The organism is Lactobacillus sp. ESL0677 (assembly GCF_029392875.1).
GTDB lineage: Bacteria > Bacillota > Bacilli > Lactobacillales > Lactobacillaceae > Lactobacillus.
Window position 1 is genome coordinate 1,455,922 of record NZ_CP113946.1, and the last position, 21,723, is coordinate 1,477,644.

Sequence of the window (21,723 nt, forward strand, 5' to 3'; positions counted from 1 at the left end):
TGCTATCTACAATAGTACCCTTGTTATTAGGTCGTTTCTGTAAAAAACAATTTATTTAAATAATGTTTTTTTACATCAAAAATTACTATTGAACAAGTCGCTTCCTGGCCAAAAAAAGCATTACGAAGCAATAAACAATCATTAATAATGTCACAATTCCAGTAACTGCCAAACTAACATTAGTAACTGGACCATTATGCAAAAAGTCTGCTGGTGAATAACTTATATTATTCGGCAACTTGATAAATGAATTTAACACGAAAATGGCAATTTGCAATATCAGGCTTGAACATAGAGCTACAAAACGGTTATTAATCCAAATTGACGTAACCATCACAAAAACAGCAAATAATCCACCCCAAATGCCGGCAAATAAAATCGCTAGCACTGAATGGACAAACGGATGAGTATAGTATAACGAAACAAAAAATGTATTAATGTTAATAATTAATGCTCTTCCATTTAACAAGTTATCTGGCTTAATATTTGGCAGGCGCAGCAACCACAAAGTTAAATTTACAAGTAAAGGCAATGCGATTACTACAAAGCCAGAAATAAAAGCAATAAACATATATTTGCTTAACACATTTTGCAAAGTATTATTTAATTTAAATTTAGCCAGTAACCCACTGTCCTGATCCTCTTTTAACATTATTCCTGCCGGTAGACTTGCAATTAGCGGCAATAAAATAAAAAAGATAGTTGAAGTAAAACTAAACGGATCAATCCCCAGCCAGCGTGTATACGGCGTATCTTCAACTGGAATTTGTCCCTGTAATAAAAACTGTGCTATGCAGACTAACAGCCCGATAGTCAAGGCCAGCAGTAACCAGCGTTTATTCAAACGCGAATATAAAAATTTCATTCTACTTACCTCATTCTAGTAATAATGAATATTTAACATAATGATCCTGAACTGGGATTAAAAAGCTAAAGCGCGTTTTTGCAGAACGTTGATCATAAGTTTCTCTCGGTACTGAAAAATATAGGGTATACTGCTGCTTTTCCTGAAGATGCTTTTGCAAATAATTATAACCAACACGCTTGCCATTTTGATTTAGCAAATAAACACACGGATTACTGATACCATACGGAACATTTAAATACATATTATCCCGAAAATCTGGATCATGATGTTTCTGACCATAATTAGCTGTCCCTGTTTGCTTAAGCGTTAAGTTAATTTGGGCACTAACCTCATTTTTCGTCTGCGTCAACTTTGCATGATGAACAACAAATTCAACAGCGTGAGCACGGACTAATTCATTCTGCTTAAAAAATCGTTCTTGTGTCACTCCTCGCTCTACTGGATGGGCATTAATCTGCTGATAGCGAAAATATCCGATTAAGCCAACGATAATTATACATAGAACGGTTAAACTACATTTAATTTTCCTGCTTTTCATTGATAATCGTTCCTTCTTTAATAGTCAGCTGCTTAGTTGCCACCTGCTCAATAAAATCTCGATCGTGCGAAGCAATAATAAAAGTCGATCCTGTCAAATTATACTTTTTAATAATGTCAATCAACTTAGTAACGCTTTTTTCATCTAAAGCATTTGTTGGCTCATCTAAAACAATTAATGGATACTTGCCAAGAAGAGCTTGAGCAATCCCCAATTTTTGTTTCATCCCTAAAGAAAACTTCTTTACCTTTTGTTTAGGAAACTTATCTAAGTCAAAATATTTCAGTAATTCAATAATTTGTTCATCATGGATATTTTGATCTAATTTTGCTAATATATCCAAATTCTGGTATGCGGTAAAATTCTCAATTAAGCTTGGATTTTCAATCAAAATTCCCGCCTTAACTGGGTAAGGATCTTCAACTTGAACTTGCTTATTATCAACTAATATTTTACCAGTAGTCTTAATTAAGCCTAAAATTGCTTTTAAAACTAAGGTCTTACCTGAACCATTAATGCCCTCAAAGACAGTAATACTATTTTGTGCAATATCGGCATTAACATCATGCAGAAGTGGCCTTTTCTTGACCTCTTTGCCAACTTGCTCTAGTTTAATGTAACTCATCTAATTCTCCTTAACTCAATCTAGTAACACGGTTACTAAGCCAATAGATAATACCAGTGACCAAAATTAATAATATTAATTCAAATAAATTTGAACTATTCATGCGAACAAGCATCAAGCTATTTAACGGATTATTTTGCCAAGCCGTGTAGGCGGTAATAATTAAGAGACAAAGTGGCACCATTACACCTAATGCTGAATTAAAATTATTAATTGCTGCTTGTAGTAACAATAAAAAGTCGATACCTAGGCAATTGATTAAAAACAGTAGCAATACTGACTGAATACCAACATAATTACCAACCCTTAATTTGGGAAGTTGTAATAATTGTGCACTTATTGCTAAAACCAATATAGTAACGCCACTATAAATTATCGCAAGGAGTGCCAGCAACACAAAATTTATTTGAACAAATTTTCGCGGCGCAAATTGTAATCCTCGTAAATGCAGTGTTCGAGATTGCCATAATTCCTGTAAACTATTCAATAAAATAAGCAATGGGATTGAAAAATATGCAAACCAAAGTACAGGCAATTGAACTTGATGTTGAAATACTTGGATAAATGAAACTCCTTGAAAGAAAGCAATAAAAGCTGATTCATGGGGATTGCCCACAAGTTGAATGCTAATCATTACAATTGCCAAACTAATAAATGTTAGCCATGCTAAACAGCGATAACGAATTATTTGCCAAAAGTAGAGCAACTGGCTCCAAAATAAATTCATCATTAAAAGTCCCTCTTTTCAATGACTGCCATCAGTAGTGCAGCTATAATGCACAAAATACCAAGCATTATCGGTATCCCAGCAAAAGCAATTTTAGCAAAATTGGGCGCAATAAAATCATAAAACAAAGAAACATGGTTAGATGTATTAAGACTAAAGGAAGCACCATTAATAATGAACACAATAAAAAACGCGGCTATTTTATTCTTAAAATAAAGATATAGCGTAATTACCAGTAGCCCGAAGACATAGCAACTTAGCCACAAGTAAACACTACGAATAAGTAAAGTTACCAAAAGATGACTTAATAAACCAAAAGTATTAGTTAACCCAACAACTAAGATATTGCCAAGCAGCCAAAATAAAATCATTAGTAGCCAAATTAATGTCACCCGATAGATTACCTGTATGAATAATATTTTTCTTGTTTGACATCGTAAAGCATCATTGATGCGCAAATTCGTTGTCGCTAACACTGAAATTAATAATGTCGGTACTAGCGCAATACAAATTGTAAACCGTGGCAACATTGCATTTAATAAGCCATAATCTGAATAGCTATTTAATTGTAAATTAGCATAAGTAGATAAGGATATTAACAATGTTATTAAACTGCATAATACGTATTGTTTTACATACGCGCGATTTAATAAAGTCTGTTGTTTTAAAAAATTAGCATGCATATATTTTTAATCTTTCTAAACAAAAACTATCTTTTAAAATCTAAGCACGAGAAGAATAACCTCTCTCCTCGTGCTTGATTAACACTTATTACGACTATTTACAATCAGGACTCCACCATCCGTGAGCCGACCCTTTACTGTAGCTTTGTGATTCTATTCTAACCGAAACACCTTTGCCATAATTTTCCACTGCAGTATTATACAAATGTGTTATATCTCCTGCGTAACTTCTGTAAGAGTGACCAGAAGAAACATCACGACCATCATACAAAGCTGCCCAAATTGTAATATAACCAACATCAGTAGTTTTTGTATGATTAAAGTACGCTGACTTATTTTCTTTACTTCTTGCTGGGGTATGATCATTTGCAGACCATACACTATAAGAATTACTCCAAGTCGTATTTCCCGTATTTCCAGCAAAAACTGTTGTAGCAGTTGCACCGCTACCTATTAACATTGCACCAGCGGCCATTAAGGTTGCTAATCTTTTCTTTAACATAATTAAATGCCTCCTAAAATTTTAAATTACAAAGAATTTCTATATAGCCAAAACAATATTGTTTTAAGTAATTCATTCATAATATTCCCTTACTTTCAATAAAAAATAGCAGATCCAACAGAACATAATCTTAAAGAGCTCCTTATCAAATGTTCTTATAATTATCATAGCGCTTTCTAAAAACAATTTCTGTGCGTTTTACGCACAATTAAATTTTATATTGCAAATTTATCTCCCTATAATGTAAAATTTAAGTAAAGAGGTGTTTCAAATGTCGGACTTTGGTCAAACAATTCAGCAATTACGTGTTTCCCGTTCAATCAGCCAAGAGGAATTAGCTACTGGTATCTTCAACCGTAGTCGGTTATCAAGAATTGAAAGTGGTAATGCCCATCCTTCTCAACAAGTTGCCAGTCAATTAATTTCTCGCTTGAGTCTGACTCCTAAGGAATTTGAATATATCCAGCATAACTATTCAGCATCCAAAAAAGATCAAATTTTATATCAATTTTTTAATCTTAAAGATAGTACGGAAACAAAAAAGATAAATTCACTTATCAAGAAATGTAACAATATCAAAACAGATAATGACATTAACAGAATCAAAAAAATTTTACAAGCACAGTTGTTATTAAGTCATCCCGATGACTTAAAACAAGCTAAAAAGCTAGTTCAATCTATTTGGTACGATCATTTAGCCGATGTCAAAGTACTAACAATTATTGATCTGTATATATTAAATATGATCGCTTATGCCTTTGATAATAAAACTAGCCAACAAATTATTTCTAAAATACTTAACGCCATTAATAAACATTATCCCTTTCTCAAATCATTAAAGTGTAGCATATTAATTAATCAAGCAAGTTTGTCACTAGACCAGCACGATTTTAATGCAGCTAAAGATGCTTTAACTCAAGCTGCCGAATTAGCCCAAAAGAACAACCAGTATGATAAGTTACTCCTTTGCAAGTCAGAATTAGCAATTTGTAATCAAGACCAACAACAAGCAACTTATTATGCCAACCTACTAAACGAAATTGGTGCTACCGACTTAGCGCACCTATTAAAAATGCAAATTAAGCAATTCTCTTATCTTTTCAATTAATTTTTACCACGCAAAAAAAGCCGCTCGTTCAAGCGACTTTTTTATTATCAACTATTTTTAATTACATCATTCCTGGAGCGCCAGCACCAGCACCTGCGGCTGGATCAGCTGGTTTGTCTTCTGGAATTTCAGCAACTACTGCTTCAGTAGTTAAGAGCAGTGCAGCAATTGAGGCAGCATTTTGTAAAGCAGTCCGAGTAACCTTGGTTGGGTCAATAATACCCGAGTCAACCATGTTTTCCCACTTGCCATTAGCAGCGTTGTAACCAACTTCGTTGTCTTGCTTTTCAAGTTCGTTCAAGATAACTGAACCATCTTCACCAGCGTTTTCAGCAATTTGACGAACTGGAGCACTCAAAGCACGTAACACAATGTTGATACCAGTTTGTTCATCAGCAGTTTCACCCTTAAGGTCCTTAACAGCTGATTCAACATCAACTAAAGCAGTACCACCACCAGCAACGTAACCTTCGTCAACAGCAGCACGAGTTGAGTTCAAAGCGTCTTCAATACGGTAACGACGTTCTTTCAATTCAGTTTCAGTAGCAGCACCAACGTGAATAACTGCAACACCACCAGTTAATTTAGCCAAACGTTCTTGCAACTTCTTCTTGTCAAAGTCTGAAGTTGTTTCGTCGATTTGCTTTCTGATTGAGTCTTCGCGTTCCTTGATTGCATCGTCAGAACCAGCACCATCAACAATGGTTGTTGAGTCTTTAGTAATTGTAATCCGACGTGCTTGACCTAATTGGTCAATTGTTGTGTCCTTCAATTCAAGACCCAAGTCTTCAGTAATTACAGTACCACCAGTTAAAGCAGCAATATCTTGTAATTGTTCCTTACGCCGGTCACCAAAGCCAGGAGCCTTAACAGCAACAACGTTGAAAGTACCACGAATCTTGTTCAAAACAAGTGTTGGCAAAGCTTCACCAGAAACATCGTCAGCGATGATTAATAATGACTTGCCTTGTTGCACGATTTCTTGCAATAATGGCAAAATGTCTTGAATATTAGAAATCTTCTTGTCAGTAATCAAAATGTATGGGTTGTCAAGGTCAGCTTCCATCTTGTCGTTGTCAGTTACCATGTATTGTGACAGGTAGCCGCGATCAAATTGCATCCCTTCAACAACTGATAATTCAGTTTCAATACCACGAGAATCTTCAATGGTAATTACACCGTCATTACCAACCTTTTCCATTGCATCGGCAATTAAATTACCAACTTCTTTAGAAGCACTTGAAACAGCGGCAACTTGAGCAATTTGGTCTTTTGAAGAAACGGTGTGGCTAATCTTGTGTAATTCATCAGTTACAGCCTTAGTAGCCTTTTCAATCCCGCGGCGAACACCAACTGGGTTAGCACCAGCAGTTACATTCTTCATTCCTTCACGGATGATTGCTTGAGTTAAAACAACAGCAGTAGTAGTACCGTCACCAGCAATATCATTTGTCTTTTGTGCTGCTTCAGCAACTAACTTAGCACCCATGTTTTCATAATGGTCTTTTAATTCGATTGCTTTAGCAATTGTAACACCATCGTTAGTAATTTCTGGATTGCCATATGATTGTTCCAGAACAACATTCCGACCCTTAGGACCAATTGTTGTCTTAACAGTATCAGCTAGCTTATCAACACCCTTTAATAGGGAACGTCTTGCATTTTCTGAAAATTTAATATCTTTTGCCATCTTCATTCGCTCCTTAATTACTTAACGATTGCTAAAATATCTTTTTCGTGAAGGACTAAGTATTTTTCACCTTCGTATTTAACATTAGTGCCAGAATACTTATCATATAAAACAACGTCGCCCTTTTTAACTGTCATTGGAATCTTACTGCCATTTTCTGCATAAGCACCCTCACCAACAGCAACAATTTCACCTTCAGTTGGCTTTTCCTTAGCATTTGATGCAAGAACGATACCGCCAACAGTCTTTTCTTCTTCTTCTTTAACTTTTACGATCACGCGATCACCAATTGGTTGTAACATGACTGCCTCCTAAAATTAAATTTGATAAATCTTTGTTTGCAATTAATCAGTTAGCACTCTTATTAGCCAAGTGCTAACTTACATGTATTATAATAACCTCTTTTACTAAAAAATACAAGAAAAAGTTAGCACTTTTTCATTTAAAGTGCTAATTAATTTTCTATTGCACTAGCAGAATTGCAAGCTATGCCACTGCTGAATATTGGCAGCAGTGAACTTGACTCAATTATATTGCCACAGAAACTACACAAGAATTTCATTTCACCATGCAGAAAAGAAAATCAGCTGCCCAACACTGCGATATCTAAAGAATTGGTCTGCCAACGCGTTTACGCCCGGCGGTGCAACGCGTTTTAAAGCAAGAAAGAAAATCGCACTCATTAACAGAGCAATAAATAAGCCAGTTTTAAAACAAACTGACTTTAGCATTTACTTTTTTATAATAGAGGCAATTCCAGCAATAATATTGTGATATTGCTTTTCATTTTCCACAAATGCATCATTATTAATAATAACATCGGCAATCTCTTTAACTTCTTTAGCGCCGTGCTTAATCTTAAATTGATCTTTTTTCTTAGTTCGAGCGACGATTTCTTCAAATGTAAACTCTTTGCCATTATCAATGGTTTGCTTTTTAAATTCACGAGTAGCACGAACCTTAAGAGGAGCCTCAATATAGATGTTCATCATCTTTGAACCCAATAGTTGTTTTAAATAAACGCCAAGCTCTGCACGATAAAGGCTTTCAATTGAAGCATAATGGACGTTAGCCTTTTCCATTTCACCTACAAGACGATAAAAAAATTCTCTGAAAATTTCTTGTTGATTATCGGCATAAAGATTTTGAAAGTCTGCTTCTGAAGGATGATCTACAAATTCGTAACCACGCTCACGCATCATGTCCTTTTCAATCTGAATAATTTTCATTCGCTTAATCCCGATACTATCAAGATAAAGACCTGCGGCTGACTTGCCACATTCACTTAAGCCGCCTAATGAGAACATGCCTTTGACATAATTTTTTCTGGCAATAAATTGTTCCTCGGTAATTTTCATCATTAACCTCTTTTCTAATCAAATAGTTTTCTGTTCACGCTTTTATAGGCTCTTATTATGCTCAATAAGTTATCGGCCCACATTACAGCGTAAATAATTAAATAACCTTTCTTGCCATTTTACAATTACTTTTTTAATGTTATCGTTAACAAATTATTATTTTAAGCAGAGTAAAACCCCGAAGTTAAATCATCTTAATTTCGGGGTTTTATCTTGCTATGACTTATGAAACAGGTGTTACCAAATTAGTACTCTCTTTTTTGGTGACAGCCACATGCCATCAGACTTTTTAACTTTAAAGACTTTATAGAAGTCTGGCTGACACTGCACCTGAACGTTTACTCGCAAAGCATTTGGTGAGTGAACATCAATAGCTAGCCTAGCCGCTGTCGCTTGCGGAGTCAATTTTAACCGCCAAATTCTGGCGTAATTATTAAAGAGTTCACGTAAATTGACGTGATCTTTCTTACCAGCGGCAATCGCTACGGATAATCCACCTTGATCGGCAATATTTTCCGATACTGTCAGCTTACCGCTAACCTTTTTGCCGTCATATTTGATACCGTCGAATAATTTGGTTTCTGCCTTGACACGTTTATTAAATGCGGCGTAATCCTTCTTAGTCCACCAATCATTCAAACTACCATATTCATCAAACTTAGAACCATTATTGTCAAAGGCATGGGAGATTTCGTGACCAATAACTGTGCCAATACCACCCAAGTTAGCAGCTTTACTCTGCTTCTTGCTATAAAACGGTGCTTGCAAGATAGCGGCAGGAATATTGATATCATTTAAGCTAGAATCATAAAAAGCATTAACTTCATCACCAGAAATGCCCCAATCATCACGATCTACTGGCTCATCTAACTCTGAAATGGTTTCTTTAATGTCCTGAATCGCCATCGCTTTTCGATTAGCGTATAAACTACCACCTTGGCTTGTTGGAACGACTTTTACATCATCATAAAAGTCCGTCACATCACTTGGGTAACCAACCTTAACCTTCATTGCTTTTAATTTAGCAATCGCCTTTTGTCTAGTTGTCTTGGACAGCCACTTATTCTTCTGTAAGCGTTGCTCGTAAATCTTCAAAATTTGCTTAACCATCTTGGTGACGTCTTTTTTAGCAGCAGCGCCAAAATAAGTTTGGCCATAATATTCACCAATTAGATCATCATAATCACTATCAGTAATTGCATATGCTTGTTTTGCAACTGAAGGCAACTCTTTTTGACCAGATTCTGCTAGTACAAAGGGGGCACTGGCTTCAACGAATTGCTGTGATAAATCTCCTGCAGCATTATTAATGAAGGCAACAATCAACCAACTCTTAAGTTCAGCGAAATTCTCTTTATTAAGCAAACCGTTAACATTATTCAAAAAGTCCGGATTAGTGACAACAATCTGGTCAGGTTCTTTACCAATTGTTCCTTGTAAAAAGCTGGACATATCAAAGTCACCAAATTTTGCTTTAAAATCATTAACGCTCATTGGATGATAAGTGCTAGTTACTTCGGCGGTGTCTTCAGCTGACTTGGAGTTCTGCGCCATTTTGCTATCGAACTTAATGGCATTTTCGGTATAAGTAGTTGCATCATCCTTAGACACACCAGCTAGCTCCAATAATTTAACCGATTGCTTCTTAAAAATGTCAAGTAACTGCTTTGAATTAGGGTCCTGATAGCTAGTAGCGTCAGGTAAAATTGTACTGACGCTGCCAAAGTAAAGAGCATTCTTTTTGGCATCTTTCAAATCAGGCTCTACATCCCAACTAATTGGCAGTGGCATATTTTCATTAAACAGTTTAGCTGCCTTGGTATTAAAATCAGCAAAGTCCTTAATCCCTTCCAATGCTGCCAAATCCTTTTTAATTGGCTTGGCACCATCGCGATTACGTTGATCCATATCTACTGCTTGCTTATATAAATCAACGGCTTTGGCAAAATTGGGAATATTCGGCAGCGGCTTTTTACCATTAGCAAAAGCTGCCATATCCTGACTTAATTCGTTATTTACCTTAACTGTAAGATTATCGGCAGCACCAGCACTGACACCATCAACTGGTATTTTGGCCTTCTTTAACCATTTAGAATTTACCGCCAAATACAAATTATCCTGTGGCCGCATGCCAAGCTTAGGCTTAAGCAGGTTGCCACTGCCCCCACGCTTATCCTTAATTTGCTTCTTGTGATGCGATTTAGCTTTACTCTTGCTAACGGCAGCTAAGACTGGTTGACTAACATAATTACTAATATTAGTTAAACTAATCGACCCACTCATCAAAATGGCGGTCAGTATTGCTAATACTTTTGATTTTTTGTTCATACCTTTATCCCATATACTCATATATAAATAATTTAATTATTCAAACTTCACTATAGCAATATTTTACTACTGTCAATATATTTTTTACAAGAGCTTTTTATGATAGTATCAACTTAATTAACTTTTTTTGAAACATAATATAAATAGAAATGATCATCGCACCAATAGCTACTGCAAAAATCAAATGAGCATCCATCTTCACTAAAAAGCCACTAATCACTGACATTATTGGTCCCATAATTCTTGTTAATGTGGTCGATGCCGACGTGACTATTCCTCGAAATTGCTTCTTTGTCAAAGCCTGCACAATTGTGAAAAAATTTGCCTGTGACCACACACTACCAATAGAGACCAAAGCATAACCAGCAGTCACTAGCCAAAACGAATGCAGTAATAACATCACAATAAAACCGGTTAGAATGATTAAACCACTAATTAACAATTGCTGACCAACCGCGATCTTTTGGTTAAACCGCAAATAAATAAAATTAACGGCTATCCCAGCTACCGAAGCGATTGTATAAAAGGTACTAATCTCAGTAACTGACCCCTTCAATGTTTGTTTTAAAATAAACGTTAACATTGGCACTACAACTTGAAAGCCTATATTTGCTGCCAAAAACCCCGCAATTAACCATTTTAAGCGAATATCATGCCAAATAAATTTTAAGCCTGCGATAGTTTTATTAGCAACATTTTTCGTCTTAGCTGGTGACGTCTCTTCTGGAATATCCTGAATTATGATTACCAAAGACAAAAAGCTGACACTATCTAACAAAAAGCCAATTAAATAGCCAACCAAATTAATTATCAGGGATGCAATTCCCGGTCCAAACATGCGCTGAATTGAAGAAATTAGTCCAACACTACCTGATATTTGGGCTAAATCTTGCGGAGATAGATTTTGGGCAATCAGCGTCTGGTAACCAACCCAAGATAACAAATCAAAAAAGCCAAAGACAAAAATTACTACCAAAATACTCCATAAAGGCAATTGTTTGTTAATCATAATTGGAACAAGCAATGCCAGCAGCATTTGCATTACTAACGCGGCCAGCATCACGTCTTTTTTGCGATAAATATCAAAAAGCGAACCAATTACCAACCCAAACAAAGCAGTTGGTAAATATTCCATTGCACTAAGCAGACCCATTGTTACGGATGAATGGTTAATTGTCAGCATTAACAGTGGCACCGCAAACGTGTAAAATTGGTCACCAAGTCCCGATACTGCATAGCCTAACAATAGTTTTCGCTTATTATTTAAATTTTTATTTTTCATTTTCCTCGATTGTCCATAAAAGCTGTATTATTTTTTCAAAACAATACAGCTTTTACTTCTGCATCGATTACAGTCATAACCTTGATTGTAGCCACCTCCAAAATAATTACACCCCTATATTATACAAACTAAAAAGCCACCTACACGAATGTAAATGGCTTTTTAGCTTAGATATTTTTTTTACTATCTTTATCAGCGTCCAAAAAGTAAATCAAGGTTTGTAATTCTGTTGCCAAATCAACATTCTGAATCCGAATACCAGTCGGAGCTGAAAGTCTAATTGGCGTAAAGTTCATTATCCCTCTAATTCCTGACTCAATCATCTCATCAGCAGTTGTCTGAGCAGTTTCAGCTGGAACAGTCAAAATTGCAATCGAAATCTGTTGATCACTCAATTGCTGCTTCAATTCTTTCATGCTATAAACTGGCACACCACTCAAAATTTTACCAGTGATTGCTTCATTAATATCAAATGCACAAGAAATGCGAATGTTGTTGCTGCGCTTGAAGTTGTAATTGAGCAAGGCATGCCCCAAATTACCAACACCAACCAAGGCAACATTAGTCAACGTATCCTGATTCAATATTTTCTTAAAAAATGATAAGAGACTCTTAACATCGTAGCCATAGCCACGCTTACCCAACGCACCAAAGTAAGAAAAATCACGCCGAATCGAAGCACTATCAACTTGGACTGCTTCTGATAATTCGGTTGAAGAAACTTTTTCTTTGCCACTCTCATTTAAAATAATTAGATATCGATAGTAAAGCGGCAGCCTCTTTGCTGTCGCTGTAGGAATTTTAATCTTTTCCATTTTTCAAAAAGCCTCCAACTTTTTATTTGTGAATTAAGCACTAATCAGTATTATTTTACCCGTAAAATTACGTCTAATGCAAATATTTTTTTCACAATCTTGTAAATTCTACCATAGGAAAGTTCTATAACCAATAAATAAAAACTTGCATTATGCAAGCAGTGCTTTTTCACGTTTACTTTTGCCACCACTCAACCAGCAGAACCAACTTCTTACTGCGCATATTTCACCACTTAGAGAGTTTTTCCTGACAAAAACATTGTAAATTCATAAACTAATCCAGTAATTTACACAAAGGAGTAAAAAATGTTACTTAAAACTAAAAATTTATCTAAAAAGTACAAAAATAAGTTGGCAGTTAACAAAGTTAATCTTGAACTAAGACGCGGCAGCTTCGTCACCTTACTGGGGACCAATGGTGCTGGCAAGTCAACCCTAATTAACATGTTGGTTGGCTTAAAGCAGCCTACCTCGGGTGAGATTATTACTGGCACGAATACCAAAATTGGGGTCGTCTTTCAAAATAGTGTTTTAGATCCTGAACTGACAGTCCATGAAAACTTGGTCGTTCGTGCGCACCAATATCAGAATTGTCCTTTAACTAGAATTAACGAATTAGAAAGCCAACTAGGTTTACGCAACTTTATTAACCAGCGGTACGGCACTCTTTCAGGAGGTCAAAAGCGCCGAGTTGATATTGCTCGTGCATTATTAAACAATCCGGATATTTTGTTTTTAGATGAACCAACAACAGGACTAGATGTGCAGACACGCACAGCAATTTGGAAATTAATCCTTAAATTGCAAAAGCAACAACAATTAACAATCTTGCTGACAACCCATTATCTTGAAGAAGCTAATGAATCGGATTATTGCTACGTTTTAGCGCATGGCCAAATTATTGCTGCTGGTACTACCCAAGAGATTATTAGGCAACATGCGGAAAATCTGCTTCATTTGCAAGCCACTGTGCCAGAGCAATTAATTACCCTACTAACCCAGCTATCAGTTCCTTTTGAACAAGAAAAATGCAACTTCTTAATCAAACCAGCGACAACAAAGCAAGCACTACAAATTTTAGAAGTAGTTAAGCCTTACTTAGCAGAGTTTTCATATTCTCCCGGAGATATTTCAACGGCATTCATGAACATCACTGGTTGGGAGGTAGCCTAATGTATTATCTAGTCAAAAGAAATCTCACCTTATTTTTCCGGAATCGTGCCCGCGCCTTCTTTTCACTTTTAGGTGCCTTAATTACCTTTGCCTTATACATCGTTTTTTTAAAGCAAACACTAAAAAGCTCACTACCACACATTAACAATATCCAGCAGATTTTAGATAATTGGCAAATGGGTGGAACTTTAGCTGTGGCAAGCATCACTACCACCTTGACCGGACTATCGTCCGTTGTTTCAGATCGTGAAAATAATATTTTACAAGACCTTTCCTTGACCGAGCGCAGCAAGTGGCAGATTAGGTTGAGCTATCTAATTAGTAGTGTCATTGTCGGCAGCTTATTACAAATTATTTTGTTAATATTTATGTTGGCTTACTTTATCAAAACTGACAATCTTGCATTCACTTGGTCTAACTTGCCCATTATCTTGATAATTATCCTTGTTAGCTCTCTATTAAGTGCCATCTGCAACGACTTGTTAGTCAGTTTCATTAAGACCTTTGCCACCCTTACCCAAGTTAACTTAATAATTGGTACGGCCAGCGGTTTCCTTGTTGGGTCTTACATTCCACTGGGTGTCGCACCTAAGGCTGCACAACTAGTAATGAAGTTAACTCCGGCAACTTATGTCGCCTCACTTTACCGCTATTTGTTTGTCGGTAACACTATCCCTGTCAATTTACGCACGCGCTTTGTTAAAGATATGGGCATCAGATTGGAATGGCACAACCATTTATTGACAATGCCAGAAACACTAACAATCACATTTGCAATTTTATTGGCAGTTATTATAATTGATTATCTAACACAAAAATTTAATCCTAGGGAGGCATAATGTGCAAATTAAGTTCCAAGAAGATTCCACTGTCAGTCCAGAGAATCCCACGGTAATTGTAAAGGCGGCAAAAAGGCAGGCGCAGACGCTTGATATTTTGCAATACCTTGAACATTTTGCGGAAAACAATAAAACAGACATTATTCCGATCAAGGCGATTGACCAAATCGTCATGGTCAAAAGCAAAAGTATCATCCTAGTAGATATTGTCGATAATAGCCTACTAATCTATACAACTAACAGTGTTCTGCAAACTAAAGAAACTCTGAGTCATTTTAGTGAGAAGCTTAATCATGACCATTTTTTACAAATTTCAAGACATGCAATTATCAATGTTGACCATTTATTGACGCTTGAAGACAGTTTCTCTGGAAATTTAACGGCAAAATTAACAAACGACATCAAAACTAGCATTAGTCGTAAATATGTCAAAAGTTTAATGACTTTCTTGGGCATCTAGGAGGATATCATGAAAAAAACATTCGCCAACATTATCACAGAAGGAATTATTGGAATTGGCTTTGGTTCGTTTTCATACCTAGTTTTTCTTTTATTTAAATGGCAAACAACACTTCCGACAGCGCAGAATATTATTAGTATTTGGCTGATGAGCTTTTTGATCGGAGCTTTGACCGAAATTTTCGACTTTTATGGCATGTCCATCTTAACCTTGTTAGTTCACTTCTGCAGCACAGTAATCTTAGTGTTAGCTATGACAGCATACAACGGCTGGCTAGCAACCCTTAGCCATTCGCCTCTTGCGTGGACATCAGTTATCGGGCTCTATCTCTTTATTTGGCTAACTTTGTTCACGTACCAGCACCTGTCGGTCAAACGAATTAACCAAAAACTAGCACAAAGGAACCAAAAGAAGTAACAATCACAAACAGGATAGCCAAAAATGCTATCCTGTTTTTTCCTATAATATAGCCCCAACAAATAAAGTTATTATGCTAAAATGGTTTCTAGGTGAAAAATATGATAATTGCACAAGGGCACGATTTAGAAAAACAATTCGGTGCCAATACTTTATTTAAAAACGTAAACTTTTCAATTGATGCAAACGCACGCATCGGTCTCGTTGGCCCTAATGGGGTCGGCAAGACGACGCTGCTTAAGATTATGACAGGCGAAGAAGACGCAACCCACGGCGAATTTACAATTAACAAAGGGATCGCTGTCGGCTACATTGCTCAGGAAAATAGCCTCGATGAAACCAAAACTATCTGGAACGAAATGCTGGGAGTTTTTGCTTCATTAATTAAAATGAGTGAAACTATCCAGGCAATGCAAGAAAAAATTGCTAACCATCCCGAAGATGAAGCTTTGCTCAAGCAATACGACCAAATGCAATTTAACTTTGAGCAGCAAGGTGGCTACACATATCAATCCGATATTAAGAGCATCTTAAATGGTTTTAAATTTCCTGAAGATACGTGGACCAAGGTAATTGGCAGTCTTTCTGGTGGTGAAAAAACGCGCTTGGCCTTTGTTAAACTGCTGCTGCAAAAGCCGCCGCTACTCTTACTTGATGAGCCGACCAACTACCTCGACTTAGACACATTGGACTGGCTTGAAAACTTCCTTAAAGGTTATTCTGGCGCAATTCTGGTTGTTTCCCACGACCAGTACTTTTTGGATCACCTTGCTAACCAAATTTTTGAATTACAATTTGGTAAACTGACCGCATTCAAGGGTAACTACTCCGATTATGTTACCCAACGAGAACTGCGCGATCGTCAACAAGAAGAAGCTTACGAAAAGCAGCAGGATAAAATCAAAAAAGACGAAGAATTTATCCAAAAGAACATTGTTCGGGCCACCACTACTAAGCGAGCACAAAGCCGGCGCAAGCAACTCGAAAAAATCGAACGGATTAAACCACCTAAACATAAAAACAAGGTGCGCATTACCTTCAAGAGTGAGCGACCATCTGGTAAAGAAGTGTTGATTCTCAGTCACTTGTCAATTGGTTATCCAACCAAAACAATGGTGCAGGATATTTCTTTTCAGGTTAATAAGGGTGACAGGGTTGCGGTTATTGGACCTAACGGGATTGGTAAATCCACTCTCTTAAAGACAATCATGAAGGATTTAACTCCCAAAAATGGTTCAATCAAGTACGGCGCTTCTCTTGATATTGGCTACTACGATCAGGAGTTGCAACAACTTGACCCAGGCAAAACCGTGCTTGATACAATTTGGGATCGTCATAAGACAATCCCTGAGCGAGATGTGCGGTCAATCTTGGCCAGTTTTCTATTTACTGCCAAAGACATCGACAAGACAGTTGGTCAATTGTCCGGCGGTCAAAAGGCCCGGTTGACCCTAACCGTTTTATCACTTGAACATAACAACTTCTTGCTAATGGACGAGCCGACCAACCACTTGGATATTGAAGCTAAAGAGGTGCTAGAACAAGCTTTGCAAAAGTTTGACGGTACCCTGCTCTTTGTCTCCCATGACCGGTACTTTATCAATCAGTTAGCCAATAAGATTGTTGCCGTTCAAGATGGTCACGCCCAAATTTACGAAGGTGACTATTCTTACTACTTAGATGAAAAAGCTAAACAAACTGCTGCATCAGCTAGTGCAGTAACTACGGCTAGTCAGGATCAGGTTGCTGCGCCAGAAACAGCCGCTGCCAATTCTACTAAACTGTCATACCAAGAACAAAAGCAGCGCGACTCACAAAAACGTAAGTTGCAACGTCAGGTAGAAGACATTGAAGCTAAGATTGAAGAATTGGAACAAAAACAGCAAGAAATTCAAACGCAAATGGCCAATCCCGATATTGCTTCTGACTTTGGTAAATTAGGACCCCTGCAAGAGGACCTCACTGCTACTCAGTCTGAATTAGACAAAGCCAATGAAGATTGGGAGCAAGCATTAACCGAATTAGATAATTTTGAATAATGGAAAATTGAAAGCTAGAAATCACGTAAAATGTCTAACTTTTCTATTGCACTTCAGATAACTCTGATGTTGGTGTTTGACTTTTAAGTTTGATATTCCATTAGCTTGAGCAGTTTTAACCCAGCACCTAATTATTGGGTTAATTTGGTAATCATGTGCCAATGACTGCATTGAAGCTACACCGTTAAGATATTTAGTAACAATTTCTATTTTTAGTTCAGTTGAATATCTAGTTATGCAAAAAGTGCTCCTAACTGTTAGATCTATGTCTAACAATTATTGGGCACTTCAAAAAAACTCAACTTTTAAAAAATATGATTTAAGAATTGCTATTAAAATTGAATATTATTGTGCATATCTTTAATTCTCATAACTTTTTGTAGTGTAATCTAAATAAAAGAACGTATCAAAAAGGGAATGTTGGTTTTTAATTCTAACATTCCCTTTTGTGTCGAGTCTTTTTCCTAGACACTTTTCGTAATTTTTTGATTTTAGGCTAAATTATTCTTCAGCTACAGCTTTCATCCCTTTATTACTTGCCATTACAAATGGTAAGTAAAGGAAGATATCCATGATAAACAATAACAATGAAAGGATAGTCGCCGGAATATCACCAGCAGTTGTAATCCAAGTCGTTAAAATTGGTGGAATCGTCCAAGCTGGAATAACTACACTTTTTGCAACTAAGCCGAGAGCCGTTAAAGGATATGCAATTGCTAAGTTAATCAATGGAACAAAAATAAATGGAATAACAAAGTATGGGTTCATTACTACTGGCATTCCAAACATAATTGGTTCTGAAACATTAAAGAAGCTTGGCAGTAAACCCAATTTAGCAACATCACGATAGTCCTTACGTTTAGAAGCAATAAAAATCGCGATCAAGAATGGTAAAATTGCTCCCGTACCGCCAAATAAAGTATACATACCAATCCAAGGATTAGTAACAATATTAGGTACAACTTTATGGGCTGCAAAAGCTGTCATATTCTGTTGAATGGCTGCGAGCATTGGCGGCGACGTAACTGAAGCAACAATGTTTTGTCCATGAAGACCAAAGAACCATAAGAATTGTGTAGCAAACTGAATAACAAACAGCCCAATCCATGATTGCATTGCCACTTGCAATGGCTTAGAAATAATAGCCTGAACTAAGTCAGTAAATGATTGATGGAAAATTTGTACATAAGTAAAACTAACAACTGCAAAAACAATAACTACCAATGATTCTGGAATTAGTGAATTAAACGATTGTGCAACTGCTGGTGGAACCCCATCCGGCATTTTTATTCTTAACTTTTTAGCTTTATAAAAAACTAACAGTAATTCAGTACTTAAAAGTGCTGCAATAATTCCAACAAACATACCACCAGAAGATGTCAGCGCCTGTGTATAAACGCCACCAACTGTTACAGTTTTTGCTGTTCCCGATACGACAGCTTGATTGTTCAATGGGAACATAATCAAAGCAGTAGCAACACTCAAAATACCGGCATGAATTGGACTAATATCTTTAGATCCAATTCGACCATCAGCAATATAGCTATTCAGTAAACGATAGCCAATTACGAAAGTAACAAAAATGGTCATAAAGCCTAAAGTACCACTATTAACCATGGTACCCATATCCATCAATTTAGCTGCATAAGGAAAAGTCTTCAATACAGTTGGATTGCTAAAAACTAGCGAATTTAGCAATATAAAAACTGAGTTAACCATAATAATCGGTGTGATATCTACAAAGGCATCACGGATAGCTACTAAGTGTCGTTGATTTCCAATTTTAGTGGCTAATGGTAAAACTAGTTTATTAATTTTATCAGAAACACTCATTATTTATCTCCTTTGAAACTCATTAGAACATTTTTGAAACGTTTCAATAATTACATTATACTGCTAAGTTGAAATCGCTTCAATACTTTTTAACAAAAAATGCTGGTCAACATCGTTAACCAACATTCAAGTTATTCTTTGATTTTCAATTTTAATACGCCATAAGGATATTTTGTTTGCGGAATTGTAATTGTATCTGCGATTATTTTTATTAGATTACCTGTTTCCAAGTTAATAATTGTATCTTCTATTTGTCCTAAACTTGCTAGTGACACTTTTTGGCCAACTTCATCTTTAGCAAAAAACAAATAACGTGTTTGTCCTTTTTTCGTCACTAATAGATTTGCAGGTGCTAATTCTGGGCATCCACGACTACCATAAACAGCTTCGCCAAAGACCTTTAACCAGGTGCCCAGCTCTTGCATCAGTGCTAATGCTTTTTTAGGTAGCGTACCATCAGGTTTAGGACCAACTCCTAAAATCACATTGCCGCCTAATGAAATGATCTTCACGATATTTTTAAGAATTTCCGCAAAACTCTTATATTGATCGTGAGGAACATAACCCCAATTTTTAGCTAACGTAATGTTGCTTTCCCAAACCTTCTTTGGTGGAACATCGGGAATTTTTTGCTCGGGTGTAACATAGTTTTCATACTTGCCACCAATTGTTCTGTCAACAATTAACGTATCAGGTTTTTGTTGCCAAATTTTTTGTACGATTTCAGCCATTGGCAAGTATTCATTGTTCTCACTATTGACCCAGCCACCATCTAGCCATAGGATATCAATCGGCCCATAGTTTTGACAAATTTCTAATAATTGATTTTCTACAAAGTTAGAAAACTTGTGCCAAAGCTCCGGCTTTTCCTTAGGGTTATAACTCGCATAACGACCTTTAGGATCTGAACCTGGTTCCCAATAATACGGGCAGTGCCAATCAGCCTTAGAATAATACGCCCCAGTTGCCATTCCTTCTTTTCTAAAAGCGTCATTAATAAAGCGCAATAGGTCAGCTTGTGGATTATCATGAAAGGCAGAATCCGCACTAGTTATCTTGTAATTACTATATTTCGTGTCATACATGCTAAAGCCATCATGATGCTTAGTCGTGAACAACATATATTTAAAACCAGCAGCTTTAACAGCTTTAGCCCAATCACTTGGGTTAAAGTTTACCGGATTAAACTCACGGTTTAGATTCCAATAATCGTGGCGCAAAGTTGTTAAATCTTTTCTCCAAGCCCCATGTTTTCGTGCCCAATCATCTTCTTTAGACAATTGCCAAGATTCCACAATTCCTGCTTGCGAATATAAACCCCAGTGAAAAATTATTCCTAACTTTTGGTCTTGAAACCAAGAAAGCTTATCGAGAACCGCTTGTGGCAGATCTTGGTAATCTTCCTGCTGCGTAGCTAAATTTTCAACAATATCCTGTCTTTGCTTTGCCTTATCAGTCATTCTTTAACTCCTTTTGCCAAAAGATTTCATCTTGAACTAAAGCCTTATGCTCTACCTTTTGTCCCTTAAGTAAATTAAGTACCGTTTCCGAAACAATTTCTGCAACTTTGTTTACAGGCTGCTTAATCAAGGTCACTGGTAAGCGCATGTTTTGTAATAAGTTTGAGTAACCAAAGCCGGCAACAGCAATGTCTTTACCAACAATTTTCCTGGCATCACGAACACCTTGAACTACCTGAATAGCATTAGTATAGTTGGTTACAAAAATCGAATCGAAACCACGCTGTATTAACTTAGGAACTAATTCATAAGCTCCAGCTGTACCATAATCAACATAATACACATTTTCTGGATTAAGACTTTTAGCCAAGCTTTTATAAGCTGCATTAATTCCCGCAAGTCGCTGCTGCAAAACATAATCACTTTCAGTTGGAATAATAAAAGCTGTTTTTTGACGCTTATGCACCATCCGCTCAACTACTTCTTTAGCGGCAAGTTGGTCAGCACTTAAAACTTCTGGCACCGATTGATCTAATAAAGATGCTTCTACAGAAATTACCGGAACATTTAGTTTACCCATTTTTTGAAAAGAATCCCATTCTGTTTCAGCTTTTAAAACAATCAATGCATCAACTGAGCGTTCAATTAATTTTTGCAGTTTATATTTAAAAATCTGTTCACTATTACGGTGACTCGTTAAAAGCAAAAAGTAATCTGCCTGATCAAACAATTGCTCAAGGCGTGCAATTAATTGAGAACTATAAAAGTTATCCATGTTATCAACTAATACACCTACTGAAAAAGATTTGTTCATTTTTAAAGCTTTAGCCGCTTGGTTAGGAATATAGTTTAATTTTTCAATTGCAGCCTTAATTTTTTCTGCATTAGTTGCTTTTAGCTGATAACCATTTAAGTAACGCGAAACTGAGCCTACTGAAACATGCGCTTCACTAGCAATGTCTTTAATCGTAACCATCT

At 36.5% G+C, this 21,723-nt stretch carries 21 protein-coding genes and 1 pseudogene; 7 read left to right on the top strand and 15 right to left on the bottom strand.

The window, feature by feature from the left end:
- Positions 1–85: 85 nt before the first annotated feature.
- The 6 genes from OZX76_RS07035 to OZX76_RS07060 form a co-directional block, all read right to left on the bottom strand.
- Entirely contained in the window at positions 86–865 is a 780-nt protein-coding gene (locus OZX76_RS07035; RefSeq protein WP_277131624.1) for a hypothetical protein, read from the bottom strand.
- A gap of 10 nt (positions 866–875) precedes the next feature.
- Positions 876–1,406 (bottom strand): hypothetical protein, encoded by a 531-nt coding sequence (locus OZX76_RS07040; protein ID WP_277179020.1) that lies wholly within the window; start codon positions 1,404–1,406, stop codon positions 876–878.
- The gene (locus OZX76_RS07045) at positions 1,387–2,031 is read right to left on the bottom strand and encodes an ATP-binding cassette domain-containing protein (RefSeq protein WP_277179022.1); all 645 of its coding nucleotides are present in this window, start codon (positions 2,029–2,031) and stop codon (positions 1,387–1,389) included. Before OZX76_RS07045 ends, OZX76_RS07040 begins: the two co-directional genes overlap by 20 nt.
- Positions 2,032–2,041: 10 nt before the next feature.
- Positions 2,042–2,761 (bottom strand): rhodopsin, encoded by a 720-nt coding sequence (locus OZX76_RS07050; RefSeq protein ID WP_277179024.1) that lies wholly within the window; start codon positions 2,759–2,761, stop codon positions 2,042–2,044.
- A complete protein-coding gene (locus OZX76_RS07055) occupies positions 2,761–3,360 on the bottom strand; it encodes a hypothetical protein (protein WP_277179026.1) in 600 nt (199 codons plus the stop codon). Before OZX76_RS07055 ends, OZX76_RS07050 begins: the two co-directional genes overlap by 1 nt.
- Positions 3,361–3,535: 175 nt before the next feature.
- Positions 3,536–3,943, bottom strand: a complete 408-nt coding sequence (locus OZX76_RS07060) for a hypothetical protein (protein ID WP_277179028.1) — start codon at positions 3,941–3,943, stop codon at positions 3,536–3,538.
- 271 nt (positions 3,944–4,214) lie between these two features.
- On the opposite strand from OZX76_RS07060, the gene OZX76_RS07065 reads away from it, so the two are divergent.
- A complete protein-coding gene (locus OZX76_RS07065) occupies positions 4,215–5,051 on the top strand; it encodes a helix-turn-helix transcriptional regulator (protein ID WP_277179030.1) in 837 nt (278 codons plus the stop codon).
- 61 nt (positions 5,052–5,112) lie between these two features.
- Here OZX76_RS07065 and groL read toward each other — a convergent pair whose 3' ends face one another.
- Together groL and groES are read right to left on the bottom strand one after the other, a co-directional pair.
- Entirely contained in the window at positions 5,113–6,741 is a 1,629-nt protein-coding gene (groL, locus tag OZX76_RS07070; protein WP_277179032.1) for a chaperonin GroEL, read from the bottom strand.
- A 17-nt stretch (positions 6,742–6,758) separates the two neighbouring features.
- Positions 6,759–7,043: a co-chaperone GroES gene (gene groES / locus OZX76_RS07075; RefSeq protein ID WP_277131648.1), complete on the bottom strand. Its 285-nt coding sequence runs from the start codon at positions 7,041–7,043 to the stop codon at positions 6,759–6,761.
- A 179-nt stretch (positions 7,044–7,222) separates the two neighbouring features.
- Here groES and OZX76_RS07080 point away from each other — a divergent pair.
- Positions 7,223–7,373: pseudogene (locus OZX76_RS07080) on the top strand (glutathione S-transferase); the annotation flags it as partial.
- A 99-nt stretch (positions 7,374–7,472) separates the two neighbouring features.
- On the opposite strand, the gene OZX76_RS07085 reads toward OZX76_RS07080, so the two are convergent.
- The 4 genes from OZX76_RS07085 to OZX76_RS07100 all read right to left on the bottom strand — a co-directional run bounded on the left by OZX76_RS07085 (position 7,473) and on the right by OZX76_RS07100 (position 12,524).
- Positions 7,473–8,099 carry a hypothetical protein gene (locus OZX76_RS07085; RefSeq protein ID WP_277179034.1) on the bottom strand — a complete coding sequence of 209 codons (627 nt, stop codon included), beginning with the start codon at positions 8,097–8,099 and terminating at the stop codon, positions 7,473–7,475.
- A 237-nt stretch (positions 8,100–8,336) separates the two neighbouring features.
- On the bottom strand, positions 8,337–10,229 hold the full coding sequence (locus OZX76_RS07090; RefSeq protein WP_277181522.1) for a M13 family metallopeptidase: 1,893 nt from the start codon (positions 10,227–10,229) through the stop codon (positions 8,337–8,339).
- A 295-nt stretch (positions 10,230–10,524) separates the two neighbouring features.
- A complete protein-coding gene (locus OZX76_RS07095) occupies positions 10,525–11,709 on the bottom strand; it encodes an MFS transporter (protein ID WP_277179036.1) in 1,185 nt (394 codons plus the stop codon).
- Positions 11,710–11,876: 167 nt separating this feature from the next.
- A complete protein-coding gene (locus tag OZX76_RS07100; protein ID WP_277179038.1) occupies positions 11,877–12,524 on the bottom strand; it encodes a redox-sensing transcriptional repressor Rex in 648 nt (215 codons plus the stop codon).
- A gap of 306 nt (positions 12,525–12,830) precedes the next feature.
- On the opposite strand from OZX76_RS07100, the gene OZX76_RS07105 reads away from it, so the two are divergent.
- The 5 genes from OZX76_RS07105 (at position 12,831) to abc-f (ending at position 17,452) form a co-directional block, all read left to right on the top strand.
- A complete protein-coding gene (locus tag OZX76_RS07105; protein ID WP_277179040.1) occupies positions 12,831–13,697 on the top strand; it encodes an ABC transporter ATP-binding protein in 867 nt (288 codons plus the stop codon).
- Positions 13,697–14,536: an ABC transporter permease gene (locus tag OZX76_RS07110; RefSeq protein WP_277179042.1), complete on the top strand. Its 840-nt coding sequence runs from the start codon at positions 13,697–13,699 to the stop codon at positions 14,534–14,536. Before OZX76_RS07105 ends, OZX76_RS07110 begins: the two co-directional genes overlap by 1 nt.
- 1 nt (position 14,537) lies before the next feature.
- Complete coding sequence (locus tag OZX76_RS07115; RefSeq protein WP_277179044.1) at positions 14,538–14,996, top strand: LytTR family DNA-binding domain-containing protein; 459 nt, start codon at positions 14,538–14,540, stop codon at positions 14,994–14,996.
- 9 nt (positions 14,997–15,005) lie between these two features.
- Positions 15,006–15,413, top strand: coding sequence for a DUF3021 family protein (locus OZX76_RS07120; protein ID WP_277179047.1), 408 nt, complete (start codon positions 15,006–15,008; stop codon positions 15,411–15,413).
- A gap of 101 nt (positions 15,414–15,514) precedes the next feature.
- On the top strand, positions 15,515–17,452 hold the full coding sequence (gene abc-f / locus OZX76_RS07125; RefSeq protein ID WP_277179049.1) for a ribosomal protection-like ABC-F family protein: 1,938 nt from the start codon (positions 15,515–15,517) through the stop codon (positions 17,450–17,452).
- 501 nt (positions 17,453–17,953) lie between these two features.
- On the opposite strand, the gene OZX76_RS07130 is transcribed toward abc-f, so the two are convergent.
- From OZX76_RS07130 to OZX76_RS07140, 3 genes are all read right to left on the bottom strand, one after another.
- Positions 17,954–19,285, bottom strand: coding sequence for a PTS transporter subunit EIIC (locus OZX76_RS07130; RefSeq protein WP_277179051.1), 1,332 nt, complete (start codon positions 19,283–19,285; stop codon positions 17,954–17,956).
- A gap of 131 nt (positions 19,286–19,416) precedes the next feature.
- Positions 19,417–20,745, bottom strand: coding sequence for an alpha-L-fucosidase (locus tag OZX76_RS07135; protein ID WP_277179054.1), 1,329 nt, complete (start codon positions 20,743–20,745; stop codon positions 19,417–19,419).
- On the bottom strand, positions 20,738–21,721 hold the full coding sequence (locus OZX76_RS07140) for a LacI family DNA-binding transcriptional regulator (protein WP_277179056.1): 984 nt from the start codon (positions 21,719–21,721) through the stop codon (positions 20,738–20,740). The genes OZX76_RS07135 and OZX76_RS07140 overlap by 8 nt, the downstream gene beginning before the upstream one ends.
- Positions 21,722–21,723 lie beyond the last annotated feature (2 nt).